Origin of the sequence: Emticicia sp. 21SJ11W-3 (assembly GCF_024138715.1) — a bacterium.
GTDB lineage: Bacteria > Bacteroidota > Bacteroidia > Cytophagales > Spirosomataceae > Emticicia > Emticicia fluvialis.
This window is the reverse complement of record NZ_CP092074.1, coordinates 2,394,998-2,412,335: the sequence shown is the minus strand read 5'-3', so window position 1 is coordinate 2,412,335 and position 17,338 is coordinate 2,394,998. Positions and strand designations below refer to the sequence as shown.

22 protein-coding genes are annotated in these 17,338 nt (G+C 40.9%); 14 read left to right on the top strand and 8 right to left on the bottom strand.

Features of this window, described 5'->3' with window-relative positions; all coding sequences use genetic code 11:
- Positions 1–2: 2 nt before the first annotated feature.
- The 5 genes from MB380_RS10205 to MB380_RS10185 form a co-directional block, all read right to left on the bottom strand.
- The gene (locus tag MB380_RS10205; protein WP_253535201.1) at positions 3–758 is read right to left on the bottom strand and encodes an NIPSNAP family protein; all 756 of its coding nucleotides are present in this window, start codon (positions 756–758) and stop codon (positions 3–5) included.
- A 68-nt stretch (positions 759–826) separates the two neighbouring features.
- Positions 827–1,342, bottom strand: coding sequence for a hypothetical protein (locus MB380_RS10200; protein WP_253535199.1), 516 nt, complete (start codon positions 1,340–1,342; stop codon positions 827–829).
- 26 nt (positions 1,343–1,368) lie between these two features.
- The gene (locus MB380_RS10195) at positions 1,369–2,586 is read right to left on the bottom strand and encodes a serine hydrolase (RefSeq protein WP_253535197.1); all 1,218 of its coding nucleotides are present in this window, start codon (positions 2,584–2,586) and stop codon (positions 1,369–1,371) included.
- A 4-nt stretch (positions 2,587–2,590) separates the two neighbouring features.
- A complete protein-coding gene (locus MB380_RS10190; RefSeq protein ID WP_253535195.1) occupies positions 2,591–3,889 on the bottom strand; it encodes a right-handed parallel beta-helix repeat-containing protein in 1,299 nt (432 codons plus the stop codon).
- Between the two features lie 12 nt (positions 3,890–3,901).
- Complete coding sequence (locus MB380_RS10185; protein WP_253535193.1) at positions 3,902–4,930, bottom strand: DUF3500 domain-containing protein; 1,029 nt, start codon at positions 4,928–4,930, stop codon at positions 3,902–3,904.
- Between the two features lie 90 nt (positions 4,931–5,020).
- Between MB380_RS10185 and MB380_RS10180 the strand changes: the two genes are divergently transcribed.
- Positions 5,021–5,377, top strand: a complete 357-nt coding sequence (locus tag MB380_RS10180; protein ID WP_253535191.1) for a DoxX family protein — start codon at positions 5,021–5,023, stop codon at positions 5,375–5,377.
- 68 nt (positions 5,378–5,445) lie between these two features.
- Here the strand turns inward: MB380_RS10180 and MB380_RS10175 are convergent, their stop codons facing one another.
- On the bottom strand, positions 5,446–6,519 hold the full coding sequence (locus MB380_RS10175; protein WP_253535189.1) for an asparaginase: 1,074 nt from the start codon (positions 6,517–6,519) through the stop codon (positions 5,446–5,448).
- Positions 6,520–6,797: 278 nt separating this feature from the next.
- On the opposite strand from MB380_RS10175, the gene MB380_RS10170 reads away from it, so the two are divergent.
- Positions 6,798–7,184 (top strand): hypothetical protein, encoded by a 387-nt coding sequence (locus MB380_RS10170; protein WP_253535187.1) that lies wholly within the window; start codon positions 6,798–6,800, stop codon positions 7,182–7,184.
- Here the strand turns inward: MB380_RS10170 and MB380_RS10165 are convergent, their stop codons facing one another.
- A complete protein-coding gene (locus MB380_RS10165; RefSeq protein ID WP_253535186.1) occupies positions 7,185–7,508 on the bottom strand; it encodes a tetratricopeptide repeat protein in 324 nt (107 codons plus the stop codon).
- Between the two features lie 187 nt (positions 7,509–7,695).
- On the opposite strand from MB380_RS10165, the gene MB380_RS10160 reads away from it, so the two are divergent.
- The 12 genes from MB380_RS10160 (at position 7,696) to MB380_RS10105 (ending at position 16,240) form a co-directional block, all read left to right on the top strand.
- On the top strand, positions 7,696–8,430 hold the full coding sequence (locus tag MB380_RS10160) for an electron transfer flavoprotein subunit beta/FixA family protein (RefSeq protein ID WP_101727109.1): 735 nt from the start codon (positions 7,696–7,698) through the stop codon (positions 8,428–8,430).
- Between the two features lie 32 nt (positions 8,431–8,462).
- Positions 8,463–9,428: an electron transfer flavoprotein subunit alpha/FixB family protein gene (locus MB380_RS10155; protein WP_253535184.1), complete on the top strand. Its 966-nt coding sequence runs from the start codon at positions 8,463–8,465 to the stop codon at positions 9,426–9,428.
- A gap of 193 nt (positions 9,429–9,621) precedes the next feature.
- Positions 9,622–10,215 (top strand): bifunctional nuclease family protein, encoded by a 594-nt coding sequence (locus tag MB380_RS10150; protein ID WP_253535182.1) that lies wholly within the window; start codon positions 9,622–9,624, stop codon positions 10,213–10,215.
- A 216-nt stretch (positions 10,216–10,431) separates the two neighbouring features.
- A complete protein-coding gene (locus MB380_RS10145; protein WP_253535180.1) occupies positions 10,432–10,872 on the top strand; it encodes an FkbM family methyltransferase in 441 nt (146 codons plus the stop codon).
- Complete coding sequence (locus MB380_RS10140) at positions 10,869–11,255, top strand: FkbM family methyltransferase (protein WP_409014710.1); 387 nt, start codon at positions 10,869–10,871, stop codon at positions 11,253–11,255. Before MB380_RS10145 ends, MB380_RS10140 begins: the two co-directional genes overlap by 4 nt.
- An 88-nt stretch (positions 11,256–11,343) precedes the next feature.
- Entirely contained in the window at positions 11,344–12,204 is an 861-nt protein-coding gene (locus tag MB380_RS10135) for a 1-acyl-sn-glycerol-3-phosphate acyltransferase (protein ID WP_253535174.1), read from the top strand.
- Positions 12,205–12,284: 80 nt separating this feature from the next.
- Positions 12,285–13,160: an ABC transporter permease gene (locus tag MB380_RS10130; protein ID WP_253535173.1), complete on the top strand. Its 876-nt coding sequence runs from the start codon at positions 12,285–12,287 to the stop codon at positions 13,158–13,160.
- Between the two features lie 82 nt (positions 13,161–13,242).
- Positions 13,243–13,494 carry a DUF3098 domain-containing protein gene (locus tag MB380_RS10125; RefSeq protein ID WP_253535172.1) on the top strand — a complete coding sequence of 84 codons (252 nt, stop codon included), beginning with the start codon at positions 13,243–13,245 and terminating at the stop codon, positions 13,492–13,494.
- A gap of 57 nt (positions 13,495–13,551) precedes the next feature.
- Positions 13,552–14,343 carry an undecaprenyl-diphosphate phosphatase gene (locus tag MB380_RS10120; RefSeq protein ID WP_253535171.1) on the top strand — a complete coding sequence of 264 codons (792 nt, stop codon included), beginning with the start codon at positions 13,552–13,554 and terminating at the stop codon, positions 14,341–14,343.
- A 3-nt stretch (positions 14,344–14,346) separates the two neighbouring features.
- On the top strand, positions 14,347–15,033 hold the full coding sequence (truB, locus tag MB380_RS10115; protein WP_253535170.1) for a tRNA pseudouridine(55) synthase TruB: 687 nt from the start codon (positions 14,347–14,349) through the stop codon (positions 15,031–15,033).
- 50 nt (positions 15,034–15,083) lie between these two features.
- Positions 15,084–16,013, top strand: coding sequence for a bifunctional riboflavin kinase/FAD synthetase (locus MB380_RS10110; RefSeq protein WP_253535169.1), 930 nt, complete (start codon positions 15,084–15,086; stop codon positions 16,011–16,013).
- Positions 16,004–16,240 (top strand): CBU_0592 family membrane protein, encoded by a 237-nt coding sequence (locus MB380_RS10105; RefSeq protein WP_253535168.1) that lies wholly within the window; start codon positions 16,004–16,006, stop codon positions 16,238–16,240. The genes MB380_RS10110 and MB380_RS10105 overlap by 10 nt, the downstream gene beginning before the upstream one ends.
- Positions 16,241–16,242: 2 nt before the next feature.
- Here MB380_RS10105 and pheA read toward each other — a convergent pair whose 3' ends face one another.
- Positions 16,243–17,316, bottom strand: a complete 1,074-nt coding sequence (gene pheA, locus MB380_RS10100) for a prephenate dehydratase (protein WP_253535167.1) — start codon at positions 17,314–17,316, stop codon at positions 16,243–16,245.
- Positions 17,317–17,338: the final 22 nt, after the last annotated feature.

Genomic DNA, 17,338 nt, shown 5'->3' with positions numbered 1-17,338 from the left:
AGTTAAATTTGTGAATAAGCGGTTGGTTCTAAAAAAACTCTTATAATACGAGACACCGTATTGGCGTATTCGGGCATTGGCGCTACCCGTTTCCAGTCTGCATCGGCGCTGAAAGCTTTCCAGCTGGCGTCTCTGTCTTCCATGTTTTTAAACGTAAGCATATAGGTGATACAAGGCTGGTGGTCTCCGGCTATAACTTCTCCGAAAAAAACCGGATTCAATTTCGTGTTGTAGAAAATCTTTATTTCTTCATCATTAAACATCTTTATCTTCCGGCGTGAAGCATCTTCCGAAAAACTTTCGTAGGTTCTTAATTCAAAGAATCTTTGCTCGGCTTTGGGTTTTATCATTTGCGGAAGGCCGTCAAAAGCCAGTAGCAGAGAAGAGGTAAATCTGGTATAAGGAGCTTTTTCAGGCAGAAGCGCATTATATTCGGCACTTGCCTCCATAAACTTAATATCTGATTTTAACTGTGCATTGATGCTGCCGTATTGTTCAATAGATGCATAAGGGATAATGACATAAATTTTAGCCGGCTCAGATTTACCGGTTTCCTTAAACACGCCTACGTTTTTTACACCTAATCTGTTTAGCGCTCGAATCAGGGCATTTTTTAAATAGTTTTCAAAATTTGCCGCCGGAGAGCCGAAACGCATTTCGTACTCTCTTATTTCGTAAATTTCTTTCTTGCCTGCGTTCTGGGCAAAGCTCGAAAGGCAAAACACGTTCAATAGAAGACTAAAAAAGGTTATTTTCATAGAAGATTTAAATAGATTATAAATTAGTTGAATTAAGCTATTCTTTAAAGTTACGATTTCTCTTATTATTAAACTCTAAAGTCATCAAACGCTTTTTTTACTGCTTCATATAATTTAACTGCTTCACTACGAGCTATATTAGCGTCAAATGTTTTGCCTAGCCACTCATAAATTGTATTATTTGTCAATACACCTACCTGTAATTGTGTCCTATCTATTTTTTTTAAATTCCCTTTATTGATTGCATATTCATCTATATGCTCTTGGACATCACGCATATCTTTTAGCATATATAATGCTTTATCAAAAGACGAAATGGCTTCTTTAATTTTGGTAGACACATCAGTAATATTCGTAGCAATAATTGCCGCCCTTCTAAGTCGTATAAGTGCCACTATCATAAAATGTAAATCAGCAAACTGACGATATAAAAAAACTCTATCCTCAGGCTCTTCAGAGTTTAAACGTCTAAGTTGTAAATCAATAGTAAACATTGCAATATTGCAGAGACTAACTGCCCTTTCAAGATTTGTTATATCGGATGGCGAATCTCTACCTTTTAATTTATTTATTTTTTGCTCCATTGATGTTAGTAGAATTGAAAAGTTAATTACATATTAAAGGCTTCCAAAACTCTTTTCACCAATCCATCCATGGCATTGGTGCTTATCCAGCGGGTTACCATTACCAGCTCGTGGTCAGGGTCTACATAAACCATGTTGGTACCGTTACCCAGATGATAAAACGCATTGGCAGCGGCACTTGGTAATAACTTTTTATCGGTGTTCAGAAACCAGTTCATATAGCCATAAGTTGGTTCGGCCGTGGTTGGAGTCAATGCCTGTTTTACCCAGTTTTCAGATAACAACTGCTGGCCGTTCCATTTGCCTCTATGCAATGTCAAAAGGCCAAAGCGGGCCATATCATAGGCATTAATAAACATTCCGCCTCCCCAATGCCCTCCACCACTTACCGATTGCACGGCTTGTCCGTCCAAAACTACCCACGAATTTCGGTAGCCGGTCCATCGCCAGGTATTTGATGCCCCAATTTTATCCATTATCTGTTCTTTCAGCACCTGCGGCAATGGTTTGCGCCATACACTCAGCGCCGCCAGCGAAAGCACATTTACCCGTACATCATTATATTCATAAACCGAGCCTGGCTTGTGTCTGGGTCTGCCCTGCCATAGCGCTGCATCTTTATCTGGCCGGTCTGCCCAGTCGGGTTTTCCCCAAAGCGTTCCTTCCCAATCGCTGGTTTGTCTTAAAAGGGCATCCCAGGTAATGGTTTTGTTATGAGGGGTATCAAACAGGTTTATTAATTCAGGCTTACCAAAATCATCTGCCGGGCGGCTTACAGGTTGTCCATAAGTTTCAATAGGTGGCACATAAGGGGCTACCGTGTCATTTACATTTTTTATCAATCCCTTGTCAACGGCCAGCCCAACCACTGTTGAAAGAAAACTCTTGGTTACGCTGTGGGTCATGTCGCATCTGTCAGGCTCGCCCCACTGGGCAATTATATACCCTTTGTAGATAATAAGCCCGGTGGGTGCACCCCTTTCGGCAAATGGACCAATAGCAAAGCCGAATGGTTCTTTACCAAAGCTCTGGTAATGCGACACCTCCATATTTCGCGGATTCTTTGACTCATTCGCTACGGCAAAGTTGATGGCATCTGCCAGTTTTGCTCCGTTCAGGCCCAGTTCTGCAGGCTTTTTTTGCAGCCAGTTATTGTAAGCAGGAAAATATGCATCTGTGGTTTTTTTCTGGGCGTATGATTGAGCCCAGACTAAAGCTACCAGACATAATAAACGGTATTTCATAACACTACTTTTGTTTAAGTTTGTTGTTTTTAAAGTGTACACTTGCAGCACTTACTTCTGTATCTGCATTAATGTATCGGGCATTTTTTGCAATCTCAAAGTAATTATTGTACAACTTTACAACATTAAAATAAGAACCCGACAAACGAACGCCACAGGGTTTTCCGTTCTTAACGCCTTTTGCCTCCACAAAGCATTTATTACCACTTATAATGCTATTGTTTACACTGTTTTGGGCATTTTGCCCCCATAAGGTAATACTGCCGTAATTGTTTTTCAGACCATCATTACGGCTTACATTATTGATAATTTTATTACGGCTGAATTTGAGCGGGCAATCAAATTGAGCCAGCAGATATCCTGCACCTTCGTTATCGTGGGAGTAGCAATTTCTGATAACACAATCTGACGCCCCACCGTCAATATCAAAACCTCCCCCATCTTTGGTCATTCCGGCATGGTTATGATGAGACTCGCAATTCTGAATAATGCCATTTTTGCAAGCCCATAGCCAAATGCCCACAGGCCCGCCGTCGGTGCATCTGTTATCTGCCCCATTTTCGTATGCTTCACATTGCTCTATCAATAGGCCATCAATGCCGGCCATTACAATGCCATTGCCTGAATGATTGTTTGTTTTGCTTAAAATGCCTTTGTTATGATATGCCTTGTTATGTGCCAGATAGAAGTTTTTGTGCGGAATTGCCGGATATTTACCTAATGATGCCATACCTGCTTCACCGTTTTCATGAACAATGGTATGTGTTATTTTTACATTTCTATAGCCGGTGGAATCGCTTTTGTCGCCTATAATCAGGAGGCCATACTTATGAAACCCTTTTACCTCGCAACCATCAATTTCAATAGAACTTAACCATTTTGATGCGTAACCGTTGTAAAATTCAATGCCATTCTGCTTGTTTTTATCTACACCGTTTCCGACAAAAACCAGATTTTCAAGCCTGATACCCTGAGTATTATGAGCAAAAAATCCACCGTTAACTCCGGCATTAATAATCGCCTTTTTACCACCATAACTGCCAATTATCATTAAACTTCCGGCATTGCCACCATCAAGGCTATCCAGTTGTAAGGTTCCATTAAATACCTTTCCGCCTTCAAATAATAAGCTGTCTGCTGGCTTAAATATGGTTTCGTTTACTCTTGCTATACTTTTCCAGGCTGTTTTTATACTTAGCCCGTCGTTTGCATCATTCCCGGTATCACTTACATAATAGGTTTTTGAGCCAGACTGCTGCCCTGCAAACATAAACCACCAGATAAAGTATAACCACAGCATCATTATTGTTTTGTTTTATTTATGTTCCTGCTCATAGTGCTTGCTGAGTATATCTTCTCCAAAATCATTGGTCAGGTCACGCGTTACGGTATGTATATGGTTTCCACCGTTTTGGGTGTTATCATATTCAATCAGAATTACCTCATTCTGAATCCGGTAATAATGCCCGTTAGATTCTCCATACTTTCTACCACCGGCCCAAACAAACCTTAACTTGTTTAATCCGGCCTTTTCTATTTTATGCATTAGTTCGTTCGAAAAACCCAGAGGGTAGTTCTTTATATAAACACTTAGCAGCCGCAATAACAGCTTTTGCTGACTATCGTTCATTTCAGCAAAGGTAATGCCTTCATCAGCCAGCGCACCTATTTTGCGTTTATTGCTGGTTATGATGTCGCTAGGGGCGATATCTGATACAATTGCTTTTTTTATTTGTTCGGCAGAAAATGAATTGAGTAGTTCAAAAGCATCATTAGCTTCATCTTTAAGAATCTGGTAGCCTTTTTTTTCACCGGTTGGCACAATGCCGGGGTTACTGCCGAAAAACAAAGGGGTAGCTGATGCCAGTTTTCCGGAGGCTGAGGAGAAATTAAGCGACAAATGATGCCCTTCCAAACGCCATCCCCAGGGCTTGTTTTCATTGGGTGTTCCGAAAATAGTAAAATAATACTTTACCGGGCTTCGGTAATCACTTTCAGGTGGCGCCTTCTCCAGCTCTTTCAGTATAATCTCCAGTTGCATAATTGCTATGGCTTTCTCCTGTCCCTGCTGGCTTAAAGTTGCTTTCAGTAAATTCATGGCTGCTGCTTTCTGTGGGTCGGTCATTTCTCTCAGCATAAGTCCGTTTCGGGCTTTTGGTACAAAATACCAATTGAAACGTTCTTCTGAATCGTAAGCATAACTGATTTTTTCAAGCTGGGTTTTGTCTAGCAATTGCAGGAAAGCAGAAGCCGCTTTAACAATGGGTTTGTTGTTGGTACCCGACTGGGAGCGTATGGCAAAGCAATATACGCATACCATACAAAAAGTAAGTAACGCTTTCATAGTAAGAGGCCTGGTTGAATATTATTACCAAGTAAGCGTTAATAGTTATAAAAAACAAATTAATTTGCGTAGCCTAAAATGCAACTTACCATGAGCACCGTAGAGTCAATTGGATTATACTTAGCCGCTGCAATTTATATTTTTGCAGGCATTATGCACTTTACTAACGAGAGGTTTTACATTAAAGCCATGCCACCTTACATACCATATCATAAGGCAATGGTGCAGTTAAGCGGCATGGCTGAGATTGTCTTAGGTGCAGGCTTGTTGTTACCGGCCACAAGAACTTACGCTGCCTGGGGTATAATTGTACTTTTAATTGCGGTGTTTCCTGCAAACGTTTATATGGCAACATCGGGTAAATTTCACCGCATGCCACAACTTTTGCTATGGCTGCGCCTGCCTCTACAATTCTTACTTATAGGATGGGCATATTTATATACCTGATATATCTTACTTTAAACAACTATATAAAGGCTTATAAAAGTGGGCCTTATATGTTTAGTAAAACGATTCTAAACTGACATTTCGCCACAAATATCACGTTCCAGATTGAATTTTACCCGCTCGGGCGACTCCTCCTTTCCAAAAAGATACATCATTTTAGTTATGGCTGCTTCGGTAGTTATATCAGAGCCGCTCACCACGCCAATTTCCTGCAATTGCCTGCTTGTCTGGTATGTACCCTGCAACACCCGCCCGCCATCACATTGCGACACATTGAAAATCACTATCCCGGCATCAATCGCCTCTTTCAATTCTTCCAGAAACCAGCTTTCTGATGGTGCATTGCCGGCGCCGTAAGTTTCCATTACAACGCCTTTTAGGCCGGTGGTTTTAAAAAGATTATGCATCAGATTACGATGCAAACCCGGAAAAAGCTTCAATATCATTACATTTTCATCCAGCTTTTCGTGGAGTATCAATGGTAAATCGGTTCGATACGGGCGTATGAACGGAAAATTGTAGTCAATTGTAACCCCCACTTCGGCCAGAAAAGGGTAGTTATCAGACCTGAAGGCGTTAAACTGGCTGCTTTCTTTCTTTTTGGCGCGGCTACCCCTTAGCAGGTAAGAATTAAAATATATGGCCACTTCAGGTACTACCGGGCGGCCGTTAATTTGTGCCGATGCAATTTCAAGGGCCGTAATCAGATTCTCACGGGCGTCGGTTCTTGCTACGCCAATGGGCAACTGCGCACCTGTCAGTATCACAGGTTTGCTCAGGTTTTCAAGCAGATAACTCAGCGCAGAGGCCGTGTAGGCCATTGTATCAGTTCCGTGCAGAATCACAAAGGCATCATAATCCTGAAAATTATCATACACAATGCGGGCCATTTCTACCCAATCTGCCGGCTGCATGTTAGACGAATCAATGGGTTTATCAAGCGTCAAAGTGGTTAGTTCGCACTCAAGCCTATGTAGCTCTGGCACGTTGGTTAAAATCTCACTAAAAACAAAAGGTACTAAACTTTTACTTTTAGAGTCATATACCATGCCCAGTGTTCCGCCTGTGTAAATCATTAAAACAGAGGTGGCACGATTATTTTTAGTTGATGAAGTGTTGATTTTTGAGGTCTTATATCGCATTGAAAAAAAAATTTTGGGCAAAAATGAAAGTTACCTTTTCAGGCCAAAAGCTGTTTTTTTTAATTTATGAAAGCGAAATTACTTAAATCGATACAAGATTTTGATAAAATCTTAATTTTTTGAGTATTACTACTCAAAATTAAACCTGATTTGGGCAATTTTAGAATTTATAAATTATACTATTCCAAGATTTTTTTTCACTTTTCGTGAATTTAATTTGAATTATTACGTTATATTTGAAAAGCAACAAACTAGAACACAATAAAAAAGACGGTATTATGCGTGTGCAACCAACATTAAGAATCATAACAGACGAGGTAGCAATTATTGATTGCCTTGTAGATAACGGCGAGATGTTCAGGAAGTTTGATACAGACAAAACTGCGGCATTTCTGGTAGGAGAAGATTTTCATTTAGTTTTATATTTAGCAGACAGCGCCGCCGAAAACCGGTTTGTGATGTATATCGTTGACGATTTCTCGGTAAACGAAGAGTGCATGGCGTATGTACTGAAATACCTGGAAGAACAGATACAACAAAACCACAGGGTTTATACAATGAAACAGGCCCGCAATAAAGTGTTGGATATATTTTATATGACCGATACTTTCAGAGCCTTGTTTGGCAAGAAAAGTGTTCAGGAAGAAGACGAATATCATCATTGATTATTCGATTTCGTCAAGAAACATTCTGTAAGCTCGGTTTAGCTCATCATAAGCCTTTTTATTTTGCTTCTGGTGAGCTATTTCTATACCTTTTTTATACACTTCATCAGCTTTTTCAAATTCTTCCAGCTCAAAATACAAAGCGGCTGCGTGGTAATACGTTGGCACGTAATCAGGATGCTCTGCCAGTAATTTCTCAAGATACCCCAGCGCTTTGCCCGGGTTGGTATTCATATACTCCATAGCCACGCTGTAAATATTAAAGGGCTCATTGGGCTCTTCTTCCAGATACTTCAACAAAATTTTTAATCGTTCCTCTTGCATACTATTGTTCTTTAATTTAGCTTTGTAATGTTATGCACGCATAACAATTTATTGTCGGTACACCTCCTCAAAAGGCAAAAATAGGCAATAAATATTGTTCAATATTATAAATACAATGCTTTTTAGAAAACCCCTGAAAGCATCTATTCTATAATTATCTCCCTTTAGGGGTAAGGGGCAAAAAACTATGAAAATACTAGTCTGCATTTCGAATGTGCCTGATACAACTTCAAAAATCAGTTTTACTGACGGCGACACCAAGTTGAACAAGGCAGGAGTACAATACATCATCGGACCCTACGATGATTACGCACTGGCAAGAGCCGTAGAATTAAAAGAAAAATCGGGCGCAAGTATAACCGTACTGAATGTTGGTGAAGCAGATGCCGAGCCACAAATACGGAAAGCGTTGGCTATTGGTGCTGATGATGCCATCAGGGTTGATGCCGACCCTACCGACTCTTATTTTGTAGCTGAGCAAATAGCGGCAGTAGCTAAAGAAGGCAGTTATGACCTGATATTGATGGGCCGCGAAACCAGTGACTATAACTCGGGTGTGGTACACGGTATTGTAGGCGAAATACTGGGCATCCCGTCGTTCTCGCCGGTTATGCAATTAGATATAGAAGCCGGCACCGCAAAAATGACCCGTGAGATAGAAGGCGGAAAAGAAAAACTGGAAGCCCCCCTACCACTTGTTTTGGGCTGTCAGGAACCCATAGCCGAATGGAAAATACCTAACATGAGAGGTATTATGACAGCCCGTACCAAACCGTTGAAAGTGATTCCGGCTTCGGGCGAGGCGCTTACCTCTACAGATAAATACAGCTTGCCACCGGCCAAAGGAGCATGCAAGATGATACCTGCCGATGAAGCAGAAAAATTAATTGAGCTGCTTCATAAAGAAGCCAAAGTGCTTTAATACATTATTCAATTCAGAAAAGACTTTATAATATGGCTATATTAGTTTTTGCAGAGATTGCCGATGGCGCAATCAAAAAATCATCGCTTGAGGCTATTTATTATGGCGCTCAGGTGGCCGAAAAATCAGTCACAGCCGTTACAGCTTTGGTTATTGGCAAGGCAGATGCCAGCGCGCTGGCCATTGCAGGCCATTATGGCGCTGCCAAAGTTTTGCATGCCAACGACCCAAAACTGGAAACCGCCAACAGCATGGCCTATGCCAAAGTATTGGTAGAAGCCGTGCAGTCAATAGGCGCTAAGGTAATAATTACGGCGAAGTCTTCTCTTGCCGACGCCGTAACAGCACGCGCTGCAGGTACGTTAAAAGCCGCAGTAGTAGGAAACGTAGTAGAACTACCAGATTTATCAGGTGGTTTTAAAGTAAAACGCAGCATTTTTACGGGTAAGGCATTTGCCGATGTAAACTTAACCAGCGATATTAAGGTTTTGGCAATCAAGAAAAACGTGGTAAATCCGGTAGAAGGTACAACAGCCGCAACGGTTGAAACCTTCTCTCCTGCTTTAGCTGATAATCTATTTACTGCCAAAGTAACAGAAACCATCAAGGCGTCAGGCACTGTGTCATTACCGGAGGCAGACCTAGTGGTATCAGGTGGCAGAGGCATGAAAGGCCCTGAACACTGGCAACCATTGCTAGACCTGGCCGAAGCGCTGGGTGCAGCAACGGCCTGCTCAAAGCCTGTTTCTGACCTTGACTGGAGACCACACCACGAACACGTTGGACAAACAGGTGTGAAAGTTTCGCCGAATTTGTATATTGCCTGCGGTATTTCAGGGGCTATTCAGCACCTGGCCGGGGTTAATTCATCTAAAGTAATAGTGGTTATTAATAAAGACCCCGAGGCTCCGTTCTTCAAAGCAGCCGACTACGGTATTGTAGGCGATGTGTTTGATGTATTGCCTAAACTCACCAAAGCGGTTAAAGATTTGAACTAAAAAACTGATTATACTTAGCAAAGCCTCTGAAAGCCGATTTCAGAGGCTTTTTGTTTTTGTGCATAGCCTGGTTATAGCAAAATAAGGAAACCAAAACGACAGAATGAAAGTTTACCAGATATAAGGATACACTGCTTCTTAATTTTTATGGTTGAAGTGAATGGGCAATTTAAGAAATCCTTATATTTGCAACGTGGAAAAAATAAAACTAGAAATACTTGGCCTTTCTCCAAGCCAATCACAAACCGGCTCATTTGCGCTGGTGTTGGCAGAGGAATTTGGTAATCGCCGATTACCGATTATTATCGGAATGTTTGAAGCCCAAGCCATTGCGATTGAAATGGAGCGTATAACGCCTAATCGACCAATGACGCACGACCTCTTCAAGTCATTTGCCCGTGCATTTGACTTTACAGTTGAAGAAATTCTTATTTCTGATTTAAAGGAGGGTATATTCTATGCCAAAATTATTTGTACTGATGGCATACGCCAGAAATCAATAGACGCCCGGCCGTCAGATGCGGTCGCTATTGGTTTGCGTTTTCAGGTACCTATTTATACAACCGACCAGATTCTTTCAGATGCAGGTATAACCGCACAAGATGCCACAACCGCCGATGAACCTCAGGAACTGGTATCTTCTTCTTCCCGCCCGCAGAGAGTTAAGAAAGATTCTCTTAAAGACCTTAATCTGGAAGAACTGCACAACCTGCTTAATCAGGCGCTTGCAAATGAAGAATACGAAAAAGCCGCTAAAATAAGAGACGAAATCAGCAAGCGCAATTAAGCTGTTTTCAGAATTTATATGCAATAAGCTATTTGATATCAGTCAGATAGCTTATTTTTTTTGCCCAGGGGTTCAATTCGCACATCAATTTTAATAAAAAATTAATTTATATTAAAAAAGGCGTTAAAACATTACATAGTTTTTTTAGATTTGGATATAATGATGTTTTGTCTTGCTGTAGTCTGATTCTTTATTCATTTAAACCTATTATTTATTATGTTCTCCTACCTGAAAAGAAAATTTGAAAAACACAAAATAAAAACAACTTTTAAGGAATACGGCCATAAAGTTGACGAATATGATTTACCTCAGTTTGGTAAAGTAAACTTTGCCAAATGGGAAAACCCACTTGAAGCCGAAAAGCATATTACACAAAGCCAGGTAGATTTTTACAATGCTTTTCTAAAAAAGGGAGACTTTGTGATTGATATCGGTGCCCACATCGGCGATTCTACATTACCAATGGCATTGGCGGTTGGCAAAGAAGGCACTGTACTGGGTTTTGACCCAAACCCATACATTTACAAGATACTTGAAAAAAACGCCTCTCTCAATAAAGAACTTACCAACATTATTCCGCTGCAACTGGCTATTGCAACCCATGAAGGCGATTTTTTTACAGTTCGTCAGAGGCAACCCATAATAATGGCGGCATAGCCGAAACACAGCAGAACAGGCACGGAAAATACGGATTGAATGAAAAAGTAAAAGGGGTGAATCTGGAGCGTTTCCTGAACGAAAACTACCCGGAAGAACTAAAGAACTTTTCACTCATTAAAATTGATACCGAAGGCTATGATATAGAAATCATCAGGTCTATTGCCTCTTTATTGAAAAAACATAAACCTAATCTTATTTTTGAGTGTTTCCCGAAGTTATCAAAGGCAGAAAGGCAAAGTCTTTATGACCTGGTGGCCGATATGGGCTACCATTTAACCTATGTTGAAGCATTTGATGCCAAAGCTAAAAAAAAGGCGATAAAACGCGAAAATATGAGCGATTGGAAACATTTTGACATTTGGGCTGTTCCTGTAAAATAAGCCCTGGTGCAGTCAGGGTTGTGGAATTGTAAGTTTTTATTTTTAACTTACGCATTCAAAAACCCTGACTAAACAATATAAACCGATAATGATTCGAATACTGCGTAACTTTTTACCAATCCCCAACAAAGACCCTAATCTGTTTTTTAGGCTTGTTTCTTACATTGATATTCTGGGTATTTTTGAGCGTGATCCTTTCGGCAATTGGCTTATTTTAAAACGTATTATCATTCTTGTGGCTGGTTTCCCCACTTACTGGCGTATAGCAGTGGCTAATCAGTTAAAAGTAGAAGGCGCCGAAAAAATAGCCCGCCTGCCCAACCAGAATGTATTTTTTATATCCAATCATCAAACCTATTTTGCAGATGTAATCACCTTTTATCATGTGTTCTGTTCGGTTAAATGGGGCTTTGGTAACAGGGTAATACCGGTATCATTATTTGCACCCAGAGCGCGTACATTTTATGTAGCCGCCAGCGAAACAATGAAAGAAGGTCTTATACCGCGTATGTTCAGCCTGGCAGGCGCCATTCTGGTAGAACGTTCATGGAGAGCGAAAGGAGAAAACGTAAGAAGAGATCTGGACTCGTCGGCAGGTAATAATGTCTCGAAAGGATTACAATTTGGATGGGTCGTGAGTTTCCCGCAGGGTACAACCAGCCCCTATGCCCCTATCAGAAAAGGTACTGCACATATAATTAAAGAAAATAACCCCATTGTTGTGCCAGTGGTAATAGACGGCTTCCGCAGGGCATTTAATAAAACAGGCCTTGCCTACAAAAAACGCAATACCGAACTACGGGTAAAATTCAAAGACCCTATTCACTTTTCTCCCGACGCAACCGTTGATGAAATAACCGAGGTTGTAAAGAATATCATAGAACAAAACATGCCCGAACGCATTGCCCGCTGGCGTGGAGACACCGAAGGTTCTGTTAAAAATCATTAATTTAGTCCGAATTTCTGCTACATTTCCTATCTTTGCCCAAAGTTACAAACAGGCAAAGTATTGTATTAAAGATATTCAAGATGTCGAAAAGAAAAATAGGCAGTTTTCCGAGTCTTTTAATTATTATCAGCTTAACCACTGCTTTATTTCTGATTGCCTTTGTTGGTTGGATAGCCATTACATCAAAACAACTGGTTGGTTATGTGCGCCAGAATGTTGAAGTGCAGGTGTATCTTGACAAATCAACAACCCCGGCTCAGCAAGACTCTATCCATAACCTTATCATCAAGAAAAACTATGTGGCTTACCTGGACAACACGCCACAGATAAAGTTTATATCAAAAGAAAGCACTGCACAGAAAGTCCTGAAAGAACTGAAAGAAGATTACAAACCGGTTTTAGGTGAAAACCCATACCGCGATGCCTTCAACATTAAAATTCAGGAAGATTACCAGAGTGAAGCCAATCTGGTAACTATCAAAAAAGATTTGGAGCAAATAGCCGGGGTTTTTGAGGTTAATTATGCAAAAGATTTTATAGACAGCGTAAATAAAAATGCCTACAACGCTTTTCTGATTATCGCCTCTATTATAGTTATTTTGCTTATTGCCATTATCTTGTTAATCAACAATACCATTCGTCTGGCGCTTTATTCGCAAAGGCTCATTATCAGAAGTATGCAGCTGGTTGGCGCTACCAACTGGTTTATTCAAAGGCCGTTTATTGGCCGTGGTTTACTTCATGGTTTGTTTTCTGGTTTAATTGCTATCGGTTTGTTTATGGGCGTTCAGCAGATTGCAATTAATAAAATACCAAGCCTGATTATTTTACAAGACTACCTTAAAATTGGTATTCTTTGCGGTGGGGTTATTGTTCTGGGCATTTTAATCAGTGTGCTCAGCACCTTTCAGTCAATGTACAGATACCTTAGAATGAACCTCGACGACTTATATTAAAATCATTTTTTCATGCGAAACATATCCCTGTTGCATGGCAAACCAATAAAATATTTATACGGGATACAGAACCTTTGTACTTATGAAAAATACAAATGCAAAAGCATCGGAAGTAACCGAAACAACAGGCGCTGAAACCAAAAGTGCGCTTCCGTTTACCAGAAAAAACTATATATTAATGCTGGCAGGCATAGCACTTATTCTTGTGGGCTTTTTTATTATGACCCAGGATAAAGAAGAGTTCGGCTTTGGTTTTCTGGGCATAACCTTAGGGCCGGCTATTGTTTTTATTGGCTTCATATTTGAATTTTACGCCATTTTCAAAAAAAAATAAGCCTATTAAGGCTCGTACTAACTCACATATCCTAAACTTTTACAATTAATTTTATCAATGGATATTTTTCAGGCCATTATACTTGCCATTATTGAAGGTATAACAGAATACCTGCCTATCAGCTCAACAGGTCACATGATTATCGGTTCTTCATTAATGGGAATCAGCGAGCTTGAGTTCACCAAGATTTTTGAAGTAAACATTCAGTTTGGCGCCATTTTATCTGTTCTGGTACTTTATTGGAAACGCTTCTTCCAGTCGGTTCAGTTTTATACAAAACTGCTTACAGCTTTTATACCGGCTATGATTATCGGCTTTTTACTGAATGATTTTATTGATTCATTATTAGAGAGCGTGCTGGTTGTGGCTATTTCAATGGTTTTGGGTGGGGTGATATTGATATTCATTGATAAATACTTTGAAAACAAAGCCACAAAAGAAAACATCAGTTACCCTGATGCCCTTAAAATTGGCTTGTTTCAGTGTATAGCCATGATTCCCGGCGTTTCGCGTTCTGCTGCCAGTATCATTGGTGGTATGTTTCAGGGTTTATCAAGAAAAGACTCTGCCGAGTTTTCTTTCTTTCTGGCAGTGCCTACCATGTTTGCGGCATCTGCTTATAAGTTGTTAAAGAGCTACAAAGCAGGCTCGCTTACGTTCTCAACCGAAGAGCTTCAATTATTATTAGTGGGTAATGTAGTGGCTTTTATTGTGGCCATGCTGGCTATAAAGTTCTTTATTGGTTTTCTTCAGAAATACGGTTTCAAGGTTTTTGGTTATTATAGAATTATTGTCGGCCTGATTATAATTGGCCTTGTGGCTGCAGGATTTGACCTAAAGATTGTTTAATTGATGCAAACAGTAGCAGACGAGCGCAATGATGTACTGCTGATAGATAAACCTTTGAAATGGACATCGTTTGATGTTGTAAACAAGGTTAGGTACGCAGCTAAATATAAGAAGGTAGGCCACGCCGGTACGTTAGACCCTCTGGCCACCGGCTTGCTGATATTGTGTACCAATAAAAAAACCAAAGAGATTGAGACCTATCAGGCTCAGGAAAAAGAATATACCGGAACCCTGGTGCTTGGCAAAACTACGCCATCGGTTGACCTGGAAACTGATTTTGATGCCGAATATCCTACCGGCCATATTACACCTGATGCCATTCAGCAGGCAGTTACACAACTAACAGGGTTAATTGACCAGATACCCCCGGCACACTCTGCTATAAAAGTAGATGGCAAAAGGGCGTACGAGTCAGCAAGAAAAGGACAGGAAGTGGTCATTAAGTCGCGTCAGGTTGAAATAAAAGCCTTTGAGGTTGATGCAGGCAACTTCCCTGAGCTATCGTTCAGAATAGTTTGCTCTAAAGGTACGTATATCAGAAGCCTGGTCAGAGATTTAGGCAAATTACTGCATTCGGGCGCTTACATGAGTTCTTTGCGACGCACACGTATTGGTGAATTCCGCATTGAAAATGCACTCAGCCTCGACCAGTATTTAGAGAATATTCGTAATTTCGCACCCAATAATTGAGTGGTGATACACAAATACTGCGCCCGGGTGCCTTTTAAAACGTCTTAACATTGAAAGTATATTATAATCTATCTGACTTTTCCCCTCTTGCTAATGCTGTGGTAACCAGCGGCACTTTCGACGGGGTTCATTTAGGACATCAGAAAATTCTACAGATTTTATGCGAAAGCACAGCGGCCTCAGGTGGCGAATCGGTTGTTCTTACTTTCTGGCCTCACCCGCGTATGGTGGTTTCGCAAGACAGCCAGGGATTAAAGTTGCTTTCTACCATTGATGAAAAAATTGAGTTGCTTGAGCAGCAAGGTGTAAATCATCTATTGATTGTGCCTTTTACCAGAGAGTTCTCAGAGCTGTCTTCAGAAGAATATGTACAGAATATATTGCTTGATACCATTGGCACCAAAAAACTGGTAATAGGCTACGACCACCGCTTTGGCAGAAACCGTGAAGGTGGTTTTGAGTATCTGGAAGCCCATGCGAACCGTTTCGGATTAGAACTGGAAGAAATTCCGCGGCAGGAAATAGACAACCTGGTTATCAGCTCTACGCAGATACGGGAGTCGTTACAGAATGGCCAGATTAAAGCGGCCAACGAATTGCTTGGCAGGCCATATACTTTTTCGGGCATAGTTGTTAAAGGCCGTCAGTTGGGCCGAACCATTGGCTTCCCTACCGCTAATGTTCAGGTAGCTGAGTCTTACAAATTAATACCAGCCAATGGCGTATATGCCGTAAAGGCACTTGTACGTGGGCAGTGGCTCAATGGCATTATGAATATAGGCAACCGCCCTACTGTTGACGGCATAGGCCGAACACAGGAAGTGTACATACTAGATTTCAGCGATGATATTTACGGTGAGAACATTACCGTTGAGTTGGTTGATTACATACGGCCTGAACGGAAATTCAACGGACTGGATGAACTAAAAAGCCAGATAACAAAAGATAAAGAAACGGGTATTCAGATTTTATGCAACTAAACCTGGTAGAAATAATAGGCTGGATCGGGGCGGTATTGGTTACAGGCTCTTATTTCCTGAATATTCAAGGCAAAATGGATGCCAAAGATGCGCGTTACATCTGGGCCAATGCCATTGGTGGAATATGTTTTGTAATCAATACATATTTCCACCAGGCATATCCGTCAATGTTTGTTAATATCGTATGGGTACTTATTGCAGCCGCTGCTGTTCTCAGAAAAAAATAGCATCAGGTATTTTTTACATAACTACCCAGCCATTTTATGGCGTTTCTGTGTTTCTTAAAAACTTTTTCCAGATTTTCATCTTTAAAGAAACCCTCTAACTCAATAAAAAACCAGAAATTGAAATCTTCACTGCCTTTGTATGGCCGGCTTTCAATTTTTGTAAGGTTTACACCCGCCTTTTTGAAATCCTGAAGAAAATTGGCCAGAATACCCGGCTTATCGGTATCGGGTAAACGAGCAATAATCGTGGTTTTGTCATTACCGCTTTTCTCATTTACAAAATCTTTGGCCAATATATAAAAGCGGGTACGGTTTTGTCCGTTATCTTCAATGTTGTTGAAAAGCACAGGAAGGCTAAAAAGTTTTGCGGCAATTTCAGAGCAGATGGCTGCACTTTCAGGGTCTTCTGCGGCCAGTTTTGCCGCCTTTGAGGTCGACTCCACCTGAATTTCTTCCGGTTGTGTCTGTTCAAAGTACTTGTTCAGAAACCCGCGGCATTGCCTGAAGGCAATGTCTTTAGAATATATCCTTTTGATTTTCGATGGATTCTCAGCTTCTGTAGCCAGCGCAAAATGAACCGGAATCTTTAATTCAGCCGCTACATTTACACTCATCTCATTCAGCAGGTCTACAGTTTCATAAACTATACCCTCCTGATTATTCTCGATAGGAATCACTCCATATTTAGCTCTGCCGGTATCAACTGCCTCAAAAACCGATTTAATGGTGGGCAGTGTCATGTACTCGCTCATAGCGCCAAACCGGCTTTCTGCCGCCTGATGCGTAAAGCTCCCTTCCGGCCCCAGAAAAGCGATTCTTTCGGGCAATTCAATGTTCCGGGCAGCGGCAAATATTTCCAGAAAAATGGCATCAATGGCGTCTTCTGTCAAAGGCCCCTGGCTTTGCGCCTTCATCCTGTCAAGGATGTGCTTTTCACGCTCGGGTCTGTAAATAATAGCTTTGGTAGAACGTTTTATTTCACCTACCCGCTGCACCAATTGCATGCGTTTATTGAGCAATACTAATAGCTGGTCGTCAATTGAATCAATATCTTTTCTTACTTCGTCTAGTGTCACTGTTAAGATAGGTGTTTAAATG

What these genes read in the sequence shown, in the direction of transcription:
- MB380_RS10205 (WP_253535201.1), bottom strand. Translation starts at nt 758, where the DNA reads ATGAAAATAACCTTTTTTAGTCTTCTATTGAACGTGTTTTGCCTTTCG.
- MB380_RS10200 (WP_253535199.1), bottom strand. Translation starts at nt 1,342, where the DNA reads ATGGAGCAAAAAATAAATAAATTAAAAGGTAGAGATTCGCCATCCGAT.
- MB380_RS10195 (WP_253535197.1), bottom strand. Translation starts at nt 2,586, where the DNA reads ATGAAATACCGTTTATTATGTCTGGTAGCTTTAGTCTGGGCTCAATCA.
- MB380_RS10190 (WP_253535195.1), bottom strand. Translation starts at nt 3,889, where the DNA reads ATGATGCTGTGGTTATACTTTATCTGGTGGTTTATGTTTGCAGGGCAG.
- MB380_RS10185 (WP_253535193.1), bottom strand. Translation starts at nt 4,930, where the DNA reads ATGAAAGCGTTACTTACTTTTTGTATGGTATGCGTATATTGCTTTGCC.
- MB380_RS10180 (WP_253535191.1), top strand. Translation starts at nt 5,021, where the DNA reads ATGAGCACCGTAGAGTCAATTGGATTATACTTAGCCGCTGCAATTTAT.
- MB380_RS10175 (WP_253535189.1), bottom strand. Translation starts at nt 6,519, where the DNA reads ATGCGATATAAGACCTCAAAAATCAACACTTCATCAACTAAAAATAAT.
- MB380_RS10170 (WP_253535187.1), top strand. Translation starts at nt 6,798, where the DNA reads ATGCGTGTGCAACCAACATTAAGAATCATAACAGACGAGGTAGCAATT.
- MB380_RS10165 (WP_253535186.1), bottom strand. Translation starts at nt 7,508, where the DNA reads ATGCAAGAGGAACGATTAAAAATTTTGTTGAAGTATCTGGAAGAAGAG.
- MB380_RS10160 (WP_101727109.1), top strand. Translation starts at nt 7,696, where the DNA reads ATGAAAATACTAGTCTGCATTTCGAATGTGCCTGATACAACTTCAAAA.
- MB380_RS10155 (WP_253535184.1), top strand. Translation starts at nt 8,463, where the DNA reads ATGGCTATATTAGTTTTTGCAGAGATTGCCGATGGCGCAATCAAAAAA.
- MB380_RS10145 (WP_253535180.1), top strand. Translation starts at nt 10,432, where the DNA reads ATGTTCTCCTACCTGAAAAGAAAATTTGAAAAACACAAAATAAAAACA.
- MB380_RS10135 (WP_253535174.1), top strand. Translation starts at nt 11,344, where the DNA reads ATGATTCGAATACTGCGTAACTTTTTACCAATCCCCAACAAAGACCCT.
- MB380_RS10130 (WP_253535173.1), top strand. Translation starts at nt 12,285, where the DNA reads ATGTCGAAAAGAAAAATAGGCAGTTTTCCGAGTCTTTTAATTATTATC.
- MB380_RS10125 (WP_253535172.1), top strand. Translation starts at nt 13,243, where the DNA reads ATGAAAAATACAAATGCAAAAGCATCGGAAGTAACCGAAACAACAGGC.
- MB380_RS10120 (WP_253535171.1), top strand. Translation starts at nt 13,552, where the DNA reads ATGGATATTTTTCAGGCCATTATACTTGCCATTATTGAAGGTATAACA.
- truB (WP_253535170.1), top strand. Translation starts at nt 14,347, where the DNA reads ATGCAAACAGTAGCAGACGAGCGCAATGATGTACTGCTGATAGATAAA.
- MB380_RS10105 (WP_253535168.1), top strand. Translation starts at nt 16,004, where the DNA reads ATGCAACTAAACCTGGTAGAAATAATAGGCTGGATCGGGGCGGTATTG.